Origin of the sequence: Rhodocytophaga aerolata, from assembly GCF_030503435.1 — a bacterium.
GTDB lineage: Bacteria > Bacteroidota > Bacteroidia > Cytophagales > 172606-1 > Rhodocytophaga > Rhodocytophaga aerolata.
The window spans coordinates 1-19366 of record NZ_JAUKPO010000018.1; the positions used below are offsets into that span (position 1 = coordinate 1).

Below are 19366 nucleotides of genomic sequence, written 5' to 3' on the forward strand. Positions count from 1 at the left end.
CCTTACTTAACGATGAATCCTCCTACTTTTCACCTAATCTGACGCTGAACCAACATACTCCGGATTCTCCAGCTTGTCTCTCTTCATGGCATGGAATGCTTGTACGAATTCTTCGGCGGCTGAAAAGGTTCTGCCACTTGTTAGTACTACTACAGGTTTAATAAATGCTTTTTTATCATGGGCAGGCCAACTACCTGTGCCCTGACTTTCATAAACTATCTCTTCTCCCCTGGCACGCCGCAAGGGGCTATATAACTTGGAAGCGTAAGAACCAGTTTAGAAAGAGGAGTCTGTTAGATAGGCTAGATATCCCATCCATAATTACTGTGCCTACCTCCATTAAGCCGAAGGTCCAAAATAAGTGCACGACAAGAAGCAATCGAGTCAAATTTTTCTATGAATCCTTTTTTTGATGCTTCACTTTCAAAATCATTTAGCTGCACATAGGCAATATCACCGGCTAAAATGCGAAATCGGAAGGAAGCCGGCCATTTCAAATTACTATATCCCGAACGCGGTAGTAGCCGGTGGAAAGTTTTGCCTTTGGCATCTTTGAAGGTTAACCGGATAGATTGAGTTTTTGGCCCTTTCAGCAACTTATAGCTAAAGGCGGCCACATCCAGATACTGACTCGTAGAGCTACTTTGATAAAGCCTTACCTGCCTTGTGGCATATTCATGGACAGGTAGTTGATCTATATGGGTCAGTTCTAATCCCGGATATATACCTGTTTTTGTAAGGCTATCACTGAAAATTTCACCGATCATAACCTTGTCTTCTACCAAATAGGTACTAAAAGGAGGACTGCCACTCTCATAGCTAAATGATTCAAGTTGCTAGTTAGTAACAGTGTTATCGTAAGGAGCAATGGGGTAAGTTTGAAATCGCCAAACCTCAAATCTTATCCTTGTATGCTCTACGATAACACTATTGCAATATACATTCTGCTAGATGATATTTTTGGACTTGCTACCTTTGACTGGAGGGAAAAAGATAGGCAGATTTAATAATGTATTAGATTTGACACTATGAAAAGACAAGTATTTGATGAGGCATTTAAACAAATGGCTGTAGAGTTATCCTATGCAAAAGGATCAGTCAAACTAGCAGCAGCAGAATTAGGGATAGATCCAGGTAGATTAAGTAAGTGGAGACAAAATCAGCAGGATAGCCGTGTTGTTTCTAATGAAAAACCTGGGTTCACTGCAGAACAACTAGAAATCAAACGCTTACAAAAGGAGTTGAAGGAGGCTCAGTTAGAGCGCGACATTTTAAAAAAGGCGGTCAGCATCTTCTCCAGGAACGACGGGAAATATTCAGGTTTATAAATGAGCATAAGGACGTATTTTCTGTTGAGAGGATGTGTAGAGTATTCAAAGTGAGTGTAAGCGGCTATTATTACTGGCTCAAACACCCTGTTAGTTCCATATCTATCAAGGAAGAAAAATTATTAGTTGATATTTATAAGATATACGATAATAGCAAAAAACGCGGACCCGATGCTCACGCTCGTGGCAGGTCCATGGTAGTCCTAGAATTACAAGTGAACTAAGAGAACAGGGCATTCAAGTCTCACGTCCACGGGTGGCCAGACTGATGAAGAAAGCCAATATCAAAAGCATTATTAGAAAGAAATATCGAGTACAGACGACTGATTCTAACCATAAATATGCTGTAGCTGAAAATCATCTCAACAGAGATTTCTCTGCACCAACGACAGGACAGAAATGGGTAAAGGATCATTCTCGATCCGTGATCTGACTTATATCAGAACTGGAGAAGGATGGTTGTACATGACGGCTATATTAGACCTAGCTGACAGAAAAGTAGTAGGCTGGGCCGGACCTCAAATGAGATTTGATCTCAGGTCCGAGTGATACTATGAAAGCTGCAGACACTACGATAGCCGCTTGGAAAATGGCTATTAAAAACAGGCCTATAAAGCAGATTCTGTTGTTTCACTCTGACAGAGGTATACAATACGCCTGTACAGATTTTAGAGAACAGTTAAAAGGAATGCCCGTTTTGCAAAGCATGAGCAGGAAAGGGAACTGTTGGGACAATGCAATAGCTGAAAGCTTCTTCAAAACATTGAAAACAGAATTGGTTTATCATGTTAATTATGCTACAAAGCAGCAGGCGAAACTTTCTATTTTTGAATATATTGAAGGTTGGTATAATCGAAAGAGAAGACATTCTGCATTGGGTAACAGAAGTCCAGAACAATATCAATTCTATTTGGAAGAAAAAAGAATGGCTGCCTAAAAAAATCCTCCAGTAAACTGTTGCAATTCCACAATTCCTACGTAATCATTCACTAAACAGGCTTTGCCATAATCCGCTTCCTGAGCATCCATAAATCATCTGCCTCTTCCTCTTTCTTCATTAAATAGGAACTTCTTTTTAAAATGCCCCCTCCAGGATTCTATGATAATTTCCCCTAATAAAACAAATGGTCCACCAGCAGTTTCTATCCAATGCAATTTTTTCTTAACCTAATTTTTCTGTAGCAACTACTAATAAAACTTGAGTAAATGATTAGGGTATATTATGCTGCTGTTTATTAAATATTTTTTTAAAAGGTACGCTAAAAAATAAAGCCACTATACCGCTGAAAGGTATTCCAATAGGTATGACAATTGGAATACCATCAATAACAGAATGTTTATTTCCAACAAAACTCGTTATATGTTCTATTACCAAAGGCAAAGCAATTCCTACTAAAATCAGATACGTGATATAGCCTAAGATAAATGACTTTAAAAAAGTAAGATTGCCCTTATGCCATCGCTTGTAGAGTAGGTTTCCTAGCAATACAAAACTTAAAACAGTAAAATCCACCATAAAGAATACATGTTCATCCTGTTCCTTTACTTCAGGCACTATCACAAAGTACAGGAACAAAGCTCCTAAAATACCTGCTACGATAGAGGAAGGCAATATGCTTGGTTTAAATAGCTTTATTTTGTCACTTATAAAAAAGGAACATATAAAGTGTCGTAACCTATTTTAATTGTTAATCATGGTCTATGCTAGCTACTTCCACCATGGCACACGGGTTATAGAAACAGTTATGTATTTCGTTTTTTTTCAATCAGCCCATCTATCTCTCCCATTCTAGTTTGCCAAACCTCAGCCAATACCTGAAAGTACTTCTTATTTTTAACCGTATAATTTTCGGCTCTTGTCGTATAACTATCAACTTGCTCTAGGCAATACTGCCTGGCGGCTACTAATTCTGAATAGGTTGGTTCCATGAGATGATGAAGTTAAGTTGAATTTGGCTACAAAGTACTACTCTTCTTATGGAATCTACTATTCTGGCCAAACTTTAATTATGACGCCTTTTGCATGACACGCCTGTGTTTCGAATAAAAATAACAAGCAGTTTAAATTCAGGTTGTCTTCTGGCCTTATCTTAGGTTCTTCTACAGCGGCACCCAATACGTGAGAACAGCAAAGATCACTTTTGTACTTGGGTAACATTTTAAATTTTTCCCTACACTAAAAAAACACTCAACCTCTAAGCTATATAAACTTGATTAAAAATATTTATTGCAAAGAACTTTGCAATTCAAAGTTACTTTTGATACATTTAACCCTGTAAAAAAATAAAACATACAGGTTCTTACACCAGCCATCTTATGGTATAATCAGAAAGCTATGACACTCAAAATTACGAACATCTCCAAAACCTATCCGAATGGTGTGCAGGCGCTGAAAAACATAACCCTTACCATCCCTAATGGAATGTATGGCTTGCTCGGACCTAATGGTGCTGGTAAATCTACCCTGATGCGTATCCTGGCAACCTTGCAAGAACCTGATGAAGGAAGCGTTTACCTCGGAGATATAGATGTAGTAAACCAAAAGGACGAAGTTCGCAAAACGCTAGGCTACCTGCCGCAAGAGTTTGGGGTGTATCCAAAGGTAAGTGCCGAAAGTCTGTTAGATTATTTTGCTATTCTGAAGGGCATTACAACACGCGGAGCCCGGAAGGAGATTGTTGAGGCGCTCCTCCGGCAAACCAACCTTTGGGATGTACGCAAACAAAAACTGGGTGGCTATTCGGGGGGTATGCGTCAGCGATTCGGTGTTGCCGTAGCGCTTTTAGGCAATCCTAAGCTGATGATTGTGGACGAACCCACAGCAGGACTGGACCCGGCTGAACGTGTACGCTTTCTGAACCTGTTAAGCGAGTTAGGTGAAAATAGCGTTGTCCTTCTTTCCACGCATATTGTCGAAGATGTCAGCGAGCTCTGCACGCACATGGCAATCATCAACAAGGGAGAGATTTTACACGAGGCTGAACCACTGAAGGCAATGGAAAAGCTAACCGGACGTATTTGGCGTAGGATCATCCAGAAAAGTGCCCTATCACAACTGGAACGCGAGCATAAGATTATTTCTACCAAACTGCTGGGAGGGCGCACGGTTATCCATGTGTATAGTGAAGAAGAGCCGGCCGGTTTTGACAAGGTGCAGCCTGATCTCGAAGATGTGTACTTCACCACCATGGCCGGGTATTACCGGCAAGAAACTAAACAAGAGCCAAAGGAAAAATAACCATGAAATTCCTGGAAATTTTTCGTTTTGAGTTCATCTATCAGGTACGCCGACCCTTTACATGGCTATTTGTTATCGTCCTGCTTGTCCTCTCTTTCCTGATGGCCAGAGACGGCTCGCTGTCTGAAGTTCTGTATGCAGACTTCTTTCTTAACTCCCCATTTGCTATTGCAAAAACCACTGTGTTTGGCAGCCTGATCTGGCTGGTAATGGCTGGAGCCATAGCCGGAGATGCGGCTGCGCGGGACAGAGGAACAGGAATGCATCCACTCACCTATACCGCACCCATTAGCAAGGCCACTTATCTCGGCGGGCGATTCCTGGCTGCTCTCACGATGAACGCCTTGATTCTTCTGGCCGTACAGGCTGGCATTCTGCTGGGTGTCTACTTGCCTGGCGTAGATAAAGAACTGATTGGCCCATTCCGGCCGGCTGCATTTCTTACAGCCTATGCCTACATTGCCTTACCCAACGCCTTTGTAGCTACGGCGATCCAGTTCTTCATGGCCGTGAAGATGGGCCGGGGTATGGCAAGTTATGTTGGAAGTTTCCTATTGGTTTTCATGGGTTTCTTTGTCGCCTCACTTCTGCTATTCAACCGGGGCTTGGGAACACTGCTGGACCCCATCGGTATTCGCTTCGTTGTAGAAGATATCGCACATCTGTGGACACCGATTGAGAAGAACCGGCGACTGCTGGAGCTGGAGGGCATTGTGCTCACAAACCGCCTCTTTTGGATTAGCATTGCTCTAGTAACCATCGCAATCACCTACCTCGGGTTTCGTTTTACACACCACACTGGAAACATAAATTTCTCACTTCACGCCTTAGGGGCAGGTTGGTGGAAGCGCATAACACCATTCTTCAATCCGTTCAGCAGAGGATACCAATCCTTGCCTGCCAATTTTTACGATATGAAGCCACACTCCCACCTGTCCGGGCATAGCATCACGGATAGCCAGCTGATTTCCCTCCCACAGTTTCCTAGGACGTTCGGATTTGCCACCCACACACGTCAAACTTTGGTTATCGCCTGGGCATCATTCCGGGCGATCACGGGAAGCTGGGCAGGTATTGCCCTGCTGATTGGCATCCCACTCCTGACAGTGCCTGTCATACTGGATCAGATGCAATCCAACGGCGTTCCACTGCTCCCCACCACACCACTTGTCATTGCCGAATTGACAGCCCCTATGTCTGATGAATTGAGCCGCTGGGTGATAATCCCTTTTCTTATTGTTTTCTTCGCTGGTGAGCTAATCTGGCGGGAACGCGATGCCGGACTTGGAGAAATCACTGCCTCCATGCCCGGGTCAGAATGGGCTCCTTTGTTAGGGAAGTTCCTGGGCCTCACCCTCGTCCTCGTCCTTTTCATGGCAATGCAGGCAACAGCCGGAATTCTAGCTCAACTAATCATGGGCTATCAGAAGTTCGAAATAGGCCTGTATCTGAAAATTCTATTGGGTCTTCAATTGACTGATTATCTGCTTTTCGCACTCCTAGCCCTTGTAGTACATGTGGTGGCAGATCAGAAATATACTGGGCACCTGGTGGCAATTATGACCTTTGTTTTCATCACCCTCTCCTCCCTATTTGGAGTCGAGCACAATTTGTTAGTCTATAGTGCCAGTCCAGGCTGGACGTACACGGAAATGCGAGGCTTCGGACCATCCATAGCGCCTTGGTTGTGGTTCAAGTTTTACTGGGCCGCATGGGCAGTACTTTTCGCAGTAATAGCAAAGTTACTTTGGGTACGGGGCAAAGAGACTAGTCTACAGGATCGTTTTCAAATAGCAAGATATCGGCTCGGGCATTCCACACGGTGGGTTGCCGGAGTGGCATTGGTGTTCATTCTCTGGCTGGGTGGGTTTATCTTTTACAATACAAATATATTGAACGAATACCTCAACACCACTGAAACAAAAGAGCGGGCGGCTTCATACGAGCAGCGTTATGGACGGTATGCAACATATCCACAACCACACCTGACGGCTACCAAGCTGCTAATAGAAATTTATCCGGAGCAGCGAAGCCTGGGCATTCGAGGCACATACCGTTTGGTGAACCGCAGCGGCGTGGCGATCGACTCCATCCATATAGCGACTGTACCTGAGGTTGAAAATAGAGCCCTGACGTTCGACAGGTCGTCCACTGGTGTGCTTACCGACAAGAAACTTCACCACCGGATTTATGTGCTGGAAAAACCACTGGCTCCCAACGACTCGCTGCAGCTCAACTTTCAAGTTCACATTGAGCCACAGGGATTCCGTGAGAATGGAATTGATGCCTCAGTAGTAGCAAACGGTACCTACTTCACGAATGGATGGTTACCTACCATAGGCTACAAAAGCAGCCGTGAGTTGATCATCGCTAGCGACAGGCGTGAGCATGGCCTAGTGCCCCGACCCTTGATTGCCTCTCTTTATGATGTAGAAGCGCGAAAAGACCGTGGCCAAGGCAGCACCTTTGAAGCGGTAATTGGCACGGATAAGAATCAAGTAGTTGTTGCACCTGGGGCAATCCGCAGGACGTGGACAGAAGAAGAGCGCCGGTACTTCCACTATTCTACGAATGGCCTGGTCGGAAACGAATATGCTTTTTTTTCAGCTAACTATGCGGTGCATGAAGTATCTTGGAAGAATCCTGATGTAGATGCTGTACCATCACTTGGAGACTCTCAGCTCACAGGAGAAGTGAAGATCCGGATTTTTCATCATCCTGCCCATACTGCGCACCTGAACCGAATGGTTCAAAGCATCCGGGCATCTCTTGACTACTACACGGCACAATTTGGCCCCTACCGACGCAACTATCTGAGTGTGGTTGAAGGACCCGGGAATGGTACTGGAATGCATGCTGAGGCTGGAATGATCACGCATGCGGAAGGATTTACCTTCTGGAATCCGGAAGACGATCCGGAGAGCCATGATCACCCCTTTGCGATAGTGGCACATGAGATGGCTCACCAGTGGACGGTACCGTATGCAAACGTCGAAGGGGCCCCAGTGATGTCTGAAAGCCTGGCCTGGTATTACGGAATGAAGGCAGTAGAACACGCCAGGGGGCGCAGGTACCTCCGGCATCTTCTGAATTTCATGCACCAGCCGCATCCCTACCCGGCAATCCGCCGGGGTGAACCGTTGCTGCGTGGACTAGATCCATACCTTTCTTACCGCAGGGGGCCCTTTGCCCTATTCGCATTGAGCGAATACGTAGGTGAGGAGCAGGTAAACCGTGCGTTGCGGCTCTTGTTAGAGAAGCATCGACAGAAAGAGGCTCCTCTGGCGACAACACTTGATTTATACCGTGAGCTCCAGGCCGTAACGCCAGATTCCCTCCACTACTTGCTCCACGATCTCTTCGAGGTAAATACATACTGGATGCTTGAAACCAAGCGAGCGACTACGAAGCAGACTTCCTCAGGCATCTGGGAGGTGGCACTGGATATTGAATCGCGCAAACTAGTGCATGATAGCACAGGGGTAGAGACCGAAGTGCCGATGGATGATTGGATAGAGGTTGGCGTATTTCCCCCAGCCAAAGAGGATGAGCCAGGGCCCCCGCTTTACCTTCAGAAGCACCGCATCCGTTCCGGCAAGCAGACAATCCTTCTTCAAGTGTCCGAAAAACCTGCACGGGCCGGAATTGACCCGAATCAATTGCTGATCGATCTGGATTCAGATAATAACATCAGGCATGTAAAAATTGAATGATGAGCAAACGTAACACGCAACGTATGAAATTTATTAAAATCTTTCAATTTGAATTCAGGTACCAGTTACGCCATATTTCTACTTGGCTGCTGTTCATTGTATTTCTGCTATTTGGTTTTATGATCCTGAGAATGGTCACCCTTACCGATGATACCTACCTAAATGCACCTGGCACAATTGCCTTCTTTACTATTTTTGGCACCGTGATATGGATGGTGATTGGAGGAGTCGTTGCCGGTGAGGCAGCAACACGCGACCGGCAGACATTAATGCATCCGCTTACCTACACCACGCCGGTGAGCAAGGGCAGCTACCTTGGTGCACGGTTCCTTGCTGCATTAGCATTAAATGTATTGATTCTGCTTATCCTTTATACCGGCATGTTCTTCTCCTTTTATGGCCCTGGTGCCAAAACGCAGTTTATCGGGCCTTTCCGGCTGGCGTCTTATCTGACAAATTTCGCTTTCATTGCCTTGCCTACGGCCATTGTCACTACATCCATCCAGTATGCTTTTGCTGTAGTAAGCGGCAGGGCTATTGCCAGCTATTTTGGAACCCTTGTTATCCTTATACTTTCCCATCTCATCGGCACTACGGTCCGGTTCAAGCTTGAATGGGTGTTTTTCGGCAGTATGTTAGACCTCCTGGGTATTACGATCATCCAGGATATGGAGGGCTGGACACCCATCGATAAAAATACCCGGCTTATCACCTTAGAAGGCACATGGCTCTGGAGCCGCATCCTATGGTTTTGTATAGCTGCAGGTGCACTTATGTACACTTACTCCCGGTTTCAATTGAGTCATATTACGCCGAACGCTAAAGGATTGAGACTTTTTAAGCGTCGATTACGGATTCGTAGCAGCACTCAGGTGTCATCCAGTTCATTAACCTATACTCGCGAGGATGTAATTACTCCCGTCAATGTTCCGAACATCACTCGTAATTTTAGTTTCTCGACCTATCTGCTACAGGCACTTACCATCGCCGGGACATCATTCTGGACAATTGCCAGAAGCCCAGCTGGGCTTACGCTGGTTGCCGTGCTGGCCATTGGCACTGGGTTGTTTGCGACGGAGTATATGGAGTGGTTTGGCGTTCCACTATTTGCCCGGACTGAGGAGGTATTAAGAGTCTTAACGCCTCCTTTAAACAGCTACCAAACACACTGGATTATTATTCCTTTACTCACCATTTTCTATGCCGGTGAACTCCTCTGGCGTGAGCGCGAAGCAGGACTACATGAGCTTTCAGACACTGCTCCAGTGCCCGAATGGGTTATGTTGGTTGGCAAATTCCTAGGACTTTCCCTCATCATCGGTGCATGGGTAACCTTGTTAATGCTGGCTGGACTCATTAACCAGCTGGTCATGGATTATCATCATTTTGAGATGGATGTATACCTGAAAGCACTTTTTGGAATTCAACTGACGAACTACCTCCTGTTTGCAATCCTTGTTTTCGTGATCCATGTACTGGTAAATCAAAAATATATCGGTCACATGATGGCATTAGGGGTGTATGGTTTCATACTCTTTGCTTCGCTAATCGGAATTGAGCATAAGTTACTCATCTACGCTTCCGATCTGGGCTGGTCGTACAGTGACATGCGGGGTTTTGGGCCATTCATCAAACCGTGGCTATGGTTTAAACTCTATTGGGTAGCTTGGGCATTGCTTCTGGCGGTACTAGCAATGCTGTTCTGGATGCGAAGCAAAGAAACTGGACTAAAGATGCGGTTTCACCTGGCACAAGGCCGGTTAGCTACGTATAAAATGACTCTGGTCATAGCCCTTTTTTTGGTCATTGCATCTGGTGCTTTCATTTTCTATAACACGAATGTGCTGAATGTGTATAACAATAAGGAAGATAGAATGGAGATGCGCGCGGAATACGAGCGACGGTACGGGCAGTATGAAAACAAAATACAACCACTACTTGCGCGTACCAATCTGCATGTCGAGATTTACCCGGATGAGCAAGCGGCCGACATCCGGTGCACCTATCATCTGGTGAACCGAAGCAAAGTAGCCATCGACTCCATTCATCTTTCTACTACTCCCTACTCAGGGGTTACTGCTGTTTCTTTTAACCGGGAATTTATTCCTGTCGTTCTTGATACTGAGCTGGGTTACCATATTTATTCCATTAAAAATGCGCTTCAGCCTGGCGATTCTGTGCAAATGAGCTTCGAAGTGCATATCAAACCAAATGGCTTCCATAATAGTGGTGTAGATGCCTCCGTCGTCGCCAATGGTTCGCACATTGACAGTGATGACTGGATGCCTATAATTGGTTACCATCAGGACCGGCGCCTTCGCAATGCACGTGACCGTTCAACGTATAGGCTTGCTCCACGTCCGGAGAGACGATCTCTCGATGATAGTACGGCACGCTATGATACACGTCATATGAATAAGATAGATTTTGAAGCAGTGGTTGGCACAAGCAGAGACCAGATAGCTGTGGCACCGGGGGGGCTGCACCGCACCTGGGCAAAGGGAAATCGCCAGTATTTCCACTACGTTACCCAAACGCCGATACTTAATGAGTATGCTTTTTTTTCAGCAAGGTATGCAGTCCGTGAAGCACAGTGGGTGCCAGGTTCGCCAAAATCAGGAAATGGCTCAATAGACCCGGTTCAAGAACTGGAAAAGACAGCAAAACCTGTGACCATCCAGATTTTTTATCATCCAACACATGAGGCTAATATAGAGCGCATGGTGAGAAGTATACAAGCATCGCTAGACTATTACTCTCAGGAGTTCGGGCCTTACCCGTACAGTCACTTTCGTGTGCTGGAGCGGCCAGGGCCAGGCCGGGGGATGCATGCTGAGGCTATGACAATTGATTACCCGGAAGGCTATTCGCTGATGAATCCGAAACCCGGCGGCCTCGACCTCCCCTACCACATTATGGCACATGAAGTAGCACACCAATGGTGGGGCATTACTTTTAATCCTGCTGCTGTAGAAGGAGCCGGATTACTTGTCGAAAGCCTGGCGACCTATTCAGCTATGCAAGTGGTAGAGGAAACACTAGGCTACGAGCATTTGCTAAAGTATTTGTCCCAGATGCGAGAGGAGTACGAGGTACCCCGTTCGCGTGCGGCTCCTCCATTGCTGCGGGCCAACAACGCATTTATGAATTACCGCAAGGGGCCTTTCGCCCTCTTTGCCTTAAGAAACTACATTGGAAAGAACCGGGTAAATGATGCACTGCGGCAAATGCTGCACGGCTATACAGCTGTTCCTCCCCTGCCAACCACACTCAATCTGTATCGCGAGTTGCAGGCAGTAACGCCAGACTCCCTTCACTATCTGGTGCATGATCTATTTGCAGCCAACACCTTTTGGGAGCTTGAAACCAAACAAGCCACTTCGAAACAAACCGGACAGGATAAATGGCAAGTAACTCTGGAAGTGGAAGCGAGCAAGGTGACAGTGGATAGCATGGGCATAGAAACGAACATCCCGATGAATGACTGGATAGAAATGGGGGTCTTCGCACCGCGTGCTCCAGGCGAGCCCTCCGCAAAAAAGCTCTACCTCCAAAAGCACCGCATCCGTTCCGGCAAGCAGACAATCCTTCTTCAAGTGTCCGAACAACCCGCACGGGCCAGAATTGATCCGAATAACCTGCTTATTGATTTGAATAGGGAGGATAATACTAGCCGGGTGAAGGCAGAATAACTAATTAATGAACAGGTTTAGAAAGAAAAAAGCATGAAGCACAGTATCTTACTCTGACCAGTAATCCACCACCATAACCTCTGCTAGTAAGGGATCTGCTGTTTTGCTGAAGGCTTTATGATCTGGATGATCGCCATAGATGGAAAGATCCTTTTCATTCTGAACAGTAACAATAAAGCAATGGGTAAATTGGCCTTTCTTTGCTTGGAAATGCACATCTGCCCCACCTTCAAAGGCCAGGATTTGTGGTATTTTTTGCTGAAGGGCATAAAAATCCTGCGTCACTTTTTGCTGCTGTTGTAAGCTAACCTCCGGTTTAAACTTAAAAGCCACTACATGGCGCAGTTTCTTGGCTTGTAAAGCCCTGGCATTTACATAATAAAAGCTACTCAAGATAAACACCAATGAGAGAGCAATCGAAATGGTAACTTTGTTCATATTTAAAAAATGAAGTGAAGATAGAATAATCTGATACTAGCTAAAGGTAAGCTTATTATTTATACCATATTGACCTATAGGATGTGTTTCTTGGATTATATTTTTTTATATCCCGAAGGGTGGACAGGAGTAGGAAGTTGTTGCTCACTCCGGGGAGAATTAAGCTGATTAGCAATAGTGTCTGCATTAGAAGGAAGTAAAGACTACATTTTATATCCCCTGGATTGTATCTTTTCGTGTACAGGGATATTTTAACTTGAGTTTGTTTCTGATTTCCCTAAAATTTATCTTACCTTTTCCAGGTGTATGAACCAGATCCAGGCAATGTATTATTAAATAATGTACCCATGAACAAATCACTTTTAGTCCTTCTCACAATCATTTTTTTATCTACTCTCTCCGTAAAGGCACAAAATCAAATCCGGGTGATGATCCTGGATGGAGAGACCAACAAGTATCACCGGTGGGATGTGACCACACCCATCATTAAAAAGATATTAGACGAGCCCAACAAATTCAAGGTTGAAGTTGTAACAGCACCCTCCCAAGATGGCGATTTCAGCAAGTTTAAGCCAATGTTTAGTGAGTATCAGGTAGTGGTGCTCAATTATGATGTTCCTACCGAACGCTGGCCGGAGACATTGAAGAAATCATTTGAAGAGTATATGTCCAAGGGAGGTGGGTTGGTGATTATCCACGGAGCCAACAACTCCTTTCCGGAATGGAAAGAATTTAATAAAATGATTGGTATAGGTGGCTGGAGAGACCGCACAGAGAAAAGCGGCCCCTACTGGTACTATAAAGATAGTAAGCTGGTAGCTGACCCTAAACAGGGCAGTGCAGGTAGCCATGGAAACAGAATTCCCTTCCAGATGAAAATTGTTAATCCCAATCACCCGATCACCAAAGGCCTGCCTGCGGTTTGGATGCATCATAATGATGAACTCTATGCCCAGCTTCGGGGTCCGGGTGAAAACATGGATGTGCTGGTAACTGCCTATTCGGATAAGAATAACAAAGGAACAGGCTATGACGAACCCCAAATAATGGCTCTAACATATGGCAAAGGAAGGATTTTCCATTCCACCCCAGGGCATGATGCAGTAGGCATGAGTTCGGTAGATTATGTAGTGTTGCTGCAACGTGGCACAGAGTGGGCAGCCACTGGCAAGGTTACACAAAAGGTACCTGCTGATTTTCCAACCGCCAACACAGTTTCGTACAGGGCAGATATTGCTGCTATGGTTCCTGCGCCTGAGGCGAAAGCAGGAAACTAGTGCCTTTGCTAGGTTTTAAGAAGGTAGTCAAAAAAACCAGAATAAGAATCAACCTGAGTAGCAAGGCGGGTATAGGCGTAACTTTGCGGGATATTTTGAACGGCAAAGAAATAATTTTCAACATAACACTTCGCATAGGACTAAATAAGCTTGATTCCCAAGTAAAAAACTCCATGTGTTTTGGGCAAAAAGAGACAATAATATTTCCTCTTTTGCCCATTTTTTACAGGTTGGCCTAGCTTGTACAAGTTATCCGGCTATTCTCTGGTTGCACCTACGAATGATCATTTTTTATGCACCAAATAATAGGAGACAACCGTATCGTACTGCTGGTAATTTGTGTGAGCAGCCGAAAAGAAGACAATATCATCAATTTTGCGTAACTCTTTCAGAAACTCATCTCCTACATTGGCTTCAATATCCTTGGTAGAGAAGCTCAGAATATCTCCTTTCCGTAAAATAATTCCATTACTGGCCAGAAGTTCTAAGTTAGCAATGGTATCGGTGGCATATTCAATTTTCTGTTCACCTAAGTGAATCAAAACTTTAATTCGTATCATAGAAATAGGTTAAGTACGTGCATACGGAATTTGCGAAAGTATGGCGAAAATTTCCTTCCATTTATCTTGTATTTTCTTTTGCCTGTATACAGGCCATATACCCCATCTGTTTCTTAGGTGTAGCGAATGCCGATTGTTTCATACTTAACAATTAGCCGGCGGACTCAATAAATTTGATACTCTTTGTGGTAAACATCCACTGGACCCGGATGAATGAATTCTTGTTTTTACAAATGCGCTTACTAATGGCAGAAGCTATAGATGTAGCGTAAAGATTTTTCAATAGCATAAATGCATTTGGAAATAATTATTGGGATATGTTTTTAAAGAAGTAAATATTTTTTATAATTCATCCTGTTTTGTAACAGAATACTTCTATTTTCTAAAGTTCCGATGTTAAAACAAGCCGCCTTGTTGATTGTTTTTTTACATGCTCTTTCCATCCGGCTAGTTGGCCAGATGCAGGAGGCAGTACCCCAGCCTTCAGAAGCCGGAATAGTTATTTCAGATGAGGCTGCGAGCAACCACCTGCATTTATACAAGGGGATTGAGTATGTAAGTTATGAAGATCAGGCAGCGGGTTATCCGTTTTTTGAGTCAGAAGTGTTAGAAAAAGGGAGTCTTGTATATGATGGAATTCTGTATGAGCAGGTACCCATGTTGTACGATATTGTGAAAGACGAAGTAGTGATTGAGCACTTTCATAACTATTTCAAAATACGGTTAATTCCTGAAAAAATCGCTGCCTTCTCTCTGTTGAATCATTCGTTTATCAGAATTGAAGCAGATAGCCTGCCGGGTTCGGGTATTAGCAGTGGTTTTTATGAAAAGTTATTCGATGGAAAAGTAAAGGCATTGGCTAAACGCATAAAAATCACGGAAGAAGAAATTGCTTATCAACAGCTGAAGAGAAGATTTGTGCAAAAGGACCGATACTATATCTTCAAAGAGGCACATTATCTTCAGGTGAAAGGACAGCCGGGAGTTATCCGTGTGTTCAAAGACCGTAAAAAGGAAATCAAGAAATATATACGGGAAAATACCTTCACTTTCAAAAACAACCCTGAAGCCGCCATAATCAGCATCTGCCGGTTTTATGATACGCTGCAATAAGAATGATTAATTTTATAACCAGCTTCTTTCTTTTACTAATTACCTTAATTGCAGGGTTTTCTCCCCTCTCTGCGCAAGATTCCCAGCATAAGCTGATTAGTGGAGCTTATGAAAACACATCGTTCGAAAAGGTTGTTACCGATATTGAATCCAGGACAAGTTACCGTTTTTTCTTTGATATAACCCAGGTAGACACCGTAACAGTGACTCTACAGTTTCAGGATAAAACCCTGCCGTATATTCTGGCCAAAATCTTCGCCGGTACCGATTTCAGGTTTGCCATCGACCGGCATCAGCGGGTATTTATTACCAAAGACCGGTCAATTCTTACCAGAATTCTCACTGACTCCCTGGCACCTGCCGCACCAACAGAAAATCAACCGACAGTCAATGCTCCGTTTGCCCTGGATGAAGCAAACTCAGCAGTTCATACAGCTGCTGAAAACAAGTTGTATGAGCTAGGAAATAAAACTGCTGACATAGGTTCGGGTAAGGCTATACTAACCGGAACCGTAAAAGACAGTAAAACCGGAGAGCCAGTCATTGGAGCTGTTGTATACATTGAAAACCCCCGAATTGGCGTAAGCACCAATCAGTTTGGTTATTACTCTATTTCGTTGCCCAAAGGACGCCATGAACTAATGATCAAATCGCTGGGTATGCGGGATACTAAACGGCAGATTATGCTTTATTCGGATGCAAAGCTCGATGTAGAAATGCAGGACCAGGTCATCGGGTTAAAGGAGGTGGTAGTTGAAGCAGAGAAGTCAGTAAATGTAACCAGCATGCAGATGGGGGTAGAACGGCTGACTATTAAAACCATTAAACAAACGCCCACGGTATTTGGAGAAGCGGATATTTTACGGGTGGTACTTACCTTGCCTGGCGTGAAAACAGTCGGAGAAGCCAGCACCGGATTTAATGTACGCGGCGGCTCTACAGATCAGAACTTAATTTTGTATAACGATGCCACCATCTATAATCCTTCGCATCTATTTGGCTTTTTTTCTGCATTTAATCCGGATTTGGTAAAAAACGTGGAGCTGTATAAAAGCGGTATTCCGGCAAAATATGGTGGCCGGCTTTCATCGGTGCTGGAAATTACCTCCCGCGACGGAAACAAGAAAACGTTTGGTGGTTCAGGAGGAATTGGATTGCTTACCGGCAGACTGACCCTGGAAGGCCCCATCATCAAAGATAAAACCTCTTTTATTCTGGGTGGAAGGTCTACGTATTCCAGCTGGTTGCTGGGTCAGTTGAAAAATACAGCCTATTCTAATAGTAAAGCCTCTTTTTATGATCTAAACCTACAACTTACCCATGAGTTCAATGAGAAGAACAGCCTGTATGTTACCGGATACCTGAGCCGGGACCGGTTTAAGTTCAACACCGATACGCTGTATGGCTACCAGAACCAGATAGCCAGCCTGAAATGGAAACATGTGTTTAGCAATAAATTGTATGGTGTGCTCACCACCGGGGTCAGTAACTATCAGTACTCCGTAGAAAGCGATAAAAATCCGGTGAATGCATTTAACCTGGCTTTCGATCTGGCACAAACGAACGTCAAAGCAGATTTCAGCTATTTGTTAGGTGACCGCCACACCCTGGATTTTGGTGCCGGATCTATACTTTACAAGATCCATCCTGGTTCCTACACGCCTCAAGGCGATGGATCGTTCGTTGTTCCTGAAACCATACAAGCAGAACAAGCCCTGGAAAGTGCATTTTACCTGTCCGACCAGTTTGAAATTACCCCAAAACTCTCAGTGAATGTAGGACTGCGGTATTCCTTGTTTCATTTTCTGGGAGCCAACGATGTACTCAGGTATGCACCAGGCTTACCTAAATCGGAAGCTACTGTCATAGATACTGTATCCTATTCCTCAGGCAAAACCATTCAAACGTACCAGGGACCAGAGTACAGGCTTTCGGCCAGATATGTTCTTACAGATAATGCATCGGTAAAACTAAGTTACAATACGTTGCGGCAATATATCCACATGCTCTCCAATACAACAGCCATCTCTCCTACCGACATCTGGAAACTAAGTGATCCGCACAGTAAACCCCAACTCGGCGACCAGATTTCACTTGGCTGGTATAAAAACTTCCAGAATAATACGATAGAAACCTCTGTTGAGCTTTACCATAAGAATATCAAAAATTTTCTGGATTATAAAAGTGGTGCCAGGCTTATTTTGAATCCGCATATTGAAACAGATGTGATGGGTACGGAAGGAAAGGCATATGGCATAGAAGTATTATTCAAGAAATCAACCGGAAAGCTGAATGGCTGGGTTTCCTATACCTATGCCCGCACACTGCTCAGAGTAATTGATGCCAATGCTGGCGAATTAATCAACGATGGGGAATGGTACCCGGCCAATTTCGACAAGCCACACGATTTCACCCTGATTGGAAATTACAGGTTTTCTCACCGGTTCAGTACCTCGCTGAATGTTACTTATAGTACAGGCCGGCCAGTAACGCTGCCATTATCCTACTTCGACATGGGAGGGTCTACCAGAACCTATTATTCAGAGCGGAATGAATACCGGATACCCGACTATTTTCGGGTTGATTTCTCGATGAATATTGAAGGAAACCATAAGATAAAAAAACTGGCTCATAGTTCCTGGACGCTGGCAGTATATAATCTTACTGGCAGAAAAAATGTATACTCGGTGTATTTTAAATCGGAGAACGGCCGGGTAAACGGATATAAGCTATCTATTTTTGGTCAGCCCATTCCTACGGTTACCTATAACTTTAGATTTTAGTACCTTATGAAACAGTACCGTAATGCTATCTATATTGGCTGTCTGCTGGCAATGCTTACCGGATCGTGCGTAGACCCCTACAATCCGCCGGCTATTGCTGCTGCCGAAAGTTATCTGGTGGTAGAAGGCTTTATTAACAGCGGCTCAGATCCTTCGGTATTTACCCTATCCAGAACCAGGAAACAGGCAAATGCGGGTAATTTTATACCAGAGGTAGATGCCCAGGTTTCTATTGAAGGTGAAAACGGGGAAAGATACACCCTGGCCGAACAAACAGAAGGCACCTACGCCAGCAGTTCACTTACGTTGAACCCTACTACCAGATACAGAATTCACATCCTGACTCAGCGGAAAGAATATGCTTCTGACTATGTACCAGTAAAAAGTACACCTCCTATTGACTCCGTTACCTGGACACTGGCACAAGACGGAATACAACTCTTCGTAACAACGCATGATCCGGAAAATAACACCCGTTATTACCGATGGGATGCAGAAGAAACATGGGAATATGTGTCTGCCTTTTTCTCCAATTACCAATACAAGGACAAGCAGATGTTCGTCAGGTATGACGACGATCTGATTTTTACCTGCTGGCGTTCAGACCAGACCAAGCAAATTTACCTGGGTTCTTCGGCTAGATTAACAGATGATGTCATTTATAAGCAGCCCATCATGTTTACCCCGGTAGCCACCGGCAAATTGATGGAAAAATACAGTATCCTGGTAAAGCAATATGCATTAAGTCAGCAAGGATTTGAATACTGGCAAATTCTTGAAAAGAACACCGAAAGCACAGGTTCTATATTTGATGCCCAACCTTCCCAACTACAGGGAAATATTCATTGCCTTACCAATCCGCAGGAACCTGTTATAGGTTTTGTAGATGCTTCTTCCATACAGCAGAAAAGAATATTTATCGTAGGCCGTTCTTTACCCTTCCGTACGATAAATATAGGCTACGAGACCTGCGATCTGGATACAGTTCCCAACACTCCCCAACACCTGGAAGATAAATTTGGAGACGGCTATTTTGTCCCGGTTAATCCTATTGGAAGTTCTTCAGGCATAATTGCTTATACTTATTCAATAAACCAGTGCGTGGATTGCCGTGAAAAAGGAGGAACCACAAGTAAACCAGATTTCTGGCAATAATCACGAAGAAGAAGTAGATACAAGCCTTTTAAAAGGATATCTATTAATTTAACAACAAAGTCAGTAGCC

General features: G+C 44.4%; 13 protein-coding genes and 1 pseudogene. 8 read left to right on the forward strand and 6 right to left on the reverse strand.

What is annotated here, in order from left to right; genetic code table 11:
- Window positions 1-33: 33 nt before the first annotated feature.
- Window positions 34-243 (reverse strand): S41 family peptidase, encoded by a 210-nt coding sequence (locus Q0590_RS23710; protein WP_302040105.1) that lies wholly within the window; start codon window positions 241-243, stop codon window positions 34-36.
- A gap of 59 nt (window positions 244-302) precedes the next feature.
- Entirely contained in the window at window positions 303-767 is a 465-nt protein-coding gene (locus tag Q0590_RS23715) for a S41 family peptidase (protein ID WP_302040106.1), read from the reverse strand.
- Window positions 768-1028: 261 nt separating this feature from the next.
- Between Q0590_RS23715 and Q0590_RS23720 the strand changes: the two are divergent.
- Window positions 1029-2265: pseudogene (locus Q0590_RS23720) on the forward strand (IS3 family transposase).
- A gap of 273 nt (window positions 2266-2538) precedes the next feature.
- Here Q0590_RS23720 and Q0590_RS23725 read toward each other — a convergent pair.
- Both Q0590_RS23725 and Q0590_RS23730 read right to left on the reverse strand, forming a co-directional pair.
- Complete coding sequence (locus Q0590_RS23725; RefSeq protein WP_302040107.1) at window positions 2539-2883, reverse strand: hypothetical protein; 345 nt, start codon at window positions 2881-2883, stop codon at window positions 2539-2541.
- A gap of 188 nt (window positions 2884-3071) precedes the next feature.
- Window positions 3072-3257, reverse strand: a complete 186-nt coding sequence (locus Q0590_RS23730; RefSeq protein ID WP_302040108.1) for a hypothetical protein — start codon at window positions 3255-3257, stop codon at window positions 3072-3074.
- 406 nt (window positions 3258-3663) lie between these two features.
- Here Q0590_RS23730 and Q0590_RS23735 point away from each other — a divergent pair, with 406 nt between their 5' ends.
- The 3 genes from Q0590_RS23735 to Q0590_RS23745 are packed head-to-tail and all read left to right on the forward strand — an operon-like array spanning window position 3664 to window position 11971.
- Complete coding sequence (locus tag Q0590_RS23735; protein WP_302040109.1) at window positions 3664-4566, forward strand: ABC transporter ATP-binding protein; 903 nt, start codon at window positions 3664-3666, stop codon at window positions 4564-4566.
- 2 nt (window positions 4567-4568) lie between these two features.
- Window positions 4569-8279, forward strand: coding sequence for an ABC transporter permease/M1 family aminopeptidase (locus Q0590_RS23740; RefSeq protein WP_302040110.1), 3711 nt, complete (start codon window positions 4569-4571; stop codon window positions 8277-8279).
- Between the two features lie 23 nt (window positions 8280-8302).
- On the forward strand, window positions 8303-11971 hold the full coding sequence (locus Q0590_RS23745) for an ABC transporter permease/M1 family aminopeptidase (protein ID WP_302040111.1): 3669 nt from the start codon (window positions 8303-8305) through the stop codon (window positions 11969-11971).
- Window positions 11972-12019: 48 nt separating this feature from the next.
- On the opposite strand, the gene Q0590_RS23750 is transcribed toward Q0590_RS23745, so the two are convergent.
- A complete protein-coding gene (locus tag Q0590_RS23750; RefSeq protein WP_302040112.1) occupies window positions 12020-12409 on the reverse strand; it encodes a Dabb family protein in 390 nt (129 codons plus the stop codon).
- Window positions 12410-12756: 347 nt separating this feature from the next.
- On the opposite strand from Q0590_RS23750, the gene Q0590_RS23755 reads away from it, so the two are divergent.
- A complete protein-coding gene (locus tag Q0590_RS23755) occupies window positions 12757-13686 on the forward strand; it encodes a ThuA domain-containing protein (RefSeq protein ID WP_302040113.1) in 930 nt (309 codons plus the stop codon).
- A 284-nt stretch (window positions 13687-13970) separates the two neighbouring features.
- On the opposite strand, the gene Q0590_RS23760 is transcribed toward Q0590_RS23755, so the two are convergent.
- The gene (locus tag Q0590_RS23760) at window positions 13971-14246 is read right to left on the reverse strand and encodes a hypothetical protein (protein WP_302040114.1); all 276 of its coding nucleotides are present in this window, start codon (window positions 14244-14246) and stop codon (window positions 13971-13973) included.
- Between the two features lie 393 nt (window positions 14247-14639).
- Here Q0590_RS23760 and Q0590_RS23765 point away from each other — a divergent pair, with 393 nt between their 5' ends.
- From Q0590_RS23765 to Q0590_RS23775, 3 genes are read left to right on the forward strand one after another with little or no spacing between them, the layout of a single operon-like run.
- Complete coding sequence (locus tag Q0590_RS23765; protein ID WP_302040115.1) at window positions 14640-15359, forward strand: hypothetical protein; 720 nt, start codon at window positions 14640-14642, stop codon at window positions 15357-15359.
- A 2-nt stretch (window positions 15360-15361) separates the two neighbouring features.
- Window positions 15362-18142: a TonB-dependent receptor gene (locus Q0590_RS23770; protein WP_302040116.1), complete on the forward strand. Its 2781-nt coding sequence runs from the start codon at window positions 15362-15364 to the stop codon at window positions 18140-18142.
- 6 nt (window positions 18143-18148) lie between these two features.
- Window positions 18149-19297, forward strand: coding sequence for a DUF4249 domain-containing protein (locus Q0590_RS23775; RefSeq protein ID WP_302040117.1), 1149 nt, complete (start codon window positions 18149-18151; stop codon window positions 19295-19297).
- Window positions 19298-19366 lie beyond the last annotated feature (69 nt).

Bases quoted from the DNA above. Each gene is read 5' to 3' on its own strand.
- Q0590_RS23730 (WP_302040108.1), bottom strand. From the start codon at position 3,257: ATGGAACCAACCTATTCAGAATTAGTAGCCGCCAGGCAGTATTGCCTA.
- Q0590_RS23715 (WP_302040106.1), bottom strand. From the start codon at position 767: ATGATCGGTGAAATTTTCAGTGATAGCCTTACAAAAACAGGTATATAT.
- Q0590_RS23760 (WP_302040114.1), bottom strand. From the start codon at position 14,246: ATGATACGAATTAAAGTTTTGATTCACTTAGGTGAACAGAAAATTGAA.
- Q0590_RS23745 (WP_302040111.1), top strand. From the start codon at position 8,303: ATGAAATTTATTAAAATCTTTCAATTTGAATTCAGGTACCAGTTACGC.
- Q0590_RS23770 (WP_302040116.1), top strand. From the start codon at position 15,362: ATGATTAATTTTATAACCAGCTTCTTTCTTTTACTAATTACCTTAATT.
- Q0590_RS23750 (WP_302040112.1), bottom strand. From the start codon at position 12,409: ATGAACAAAGTTACCATTTCGATTGCTCTCTCATTGGTGTTTATCTTG.
- Q0590_RS23735 (WP_302040109.1), top strand. From the start codon at position 3,664: ATGACACTCAAAATTACGAACATCTCCAAAACCTATCCGAATGGTGTG.
- Q0590_RS23740 (WP_302040110.1), top strand. From the start codon at position 4,569: ATGAAATTCCTGGAAATTTTTCGTTTTGAGTTCATCTATCAGGTACGC.
- Q0590_RS23775 (WP_302040117.1), top strand. From the start codon at position 18,149: ATGAAACAGTACCGTAATGCTATCTATATTGGCTGTCTGCTGGCAATG.
- Q0590_RS23765 (WP_302040115.1), top strand. From the start codon at position 14,640: ATGTTAAAACAAGCCGCCTTGTTGATTGTTTTTTTACATGCTCTTTCC.
- Q0590_RS23755 (WP_302040113.1), top strand. From the start codon at position 12,757: ATGAACAAATCACTTTTAGTCCTTCTCACAATCATTTTTTTATCTACT.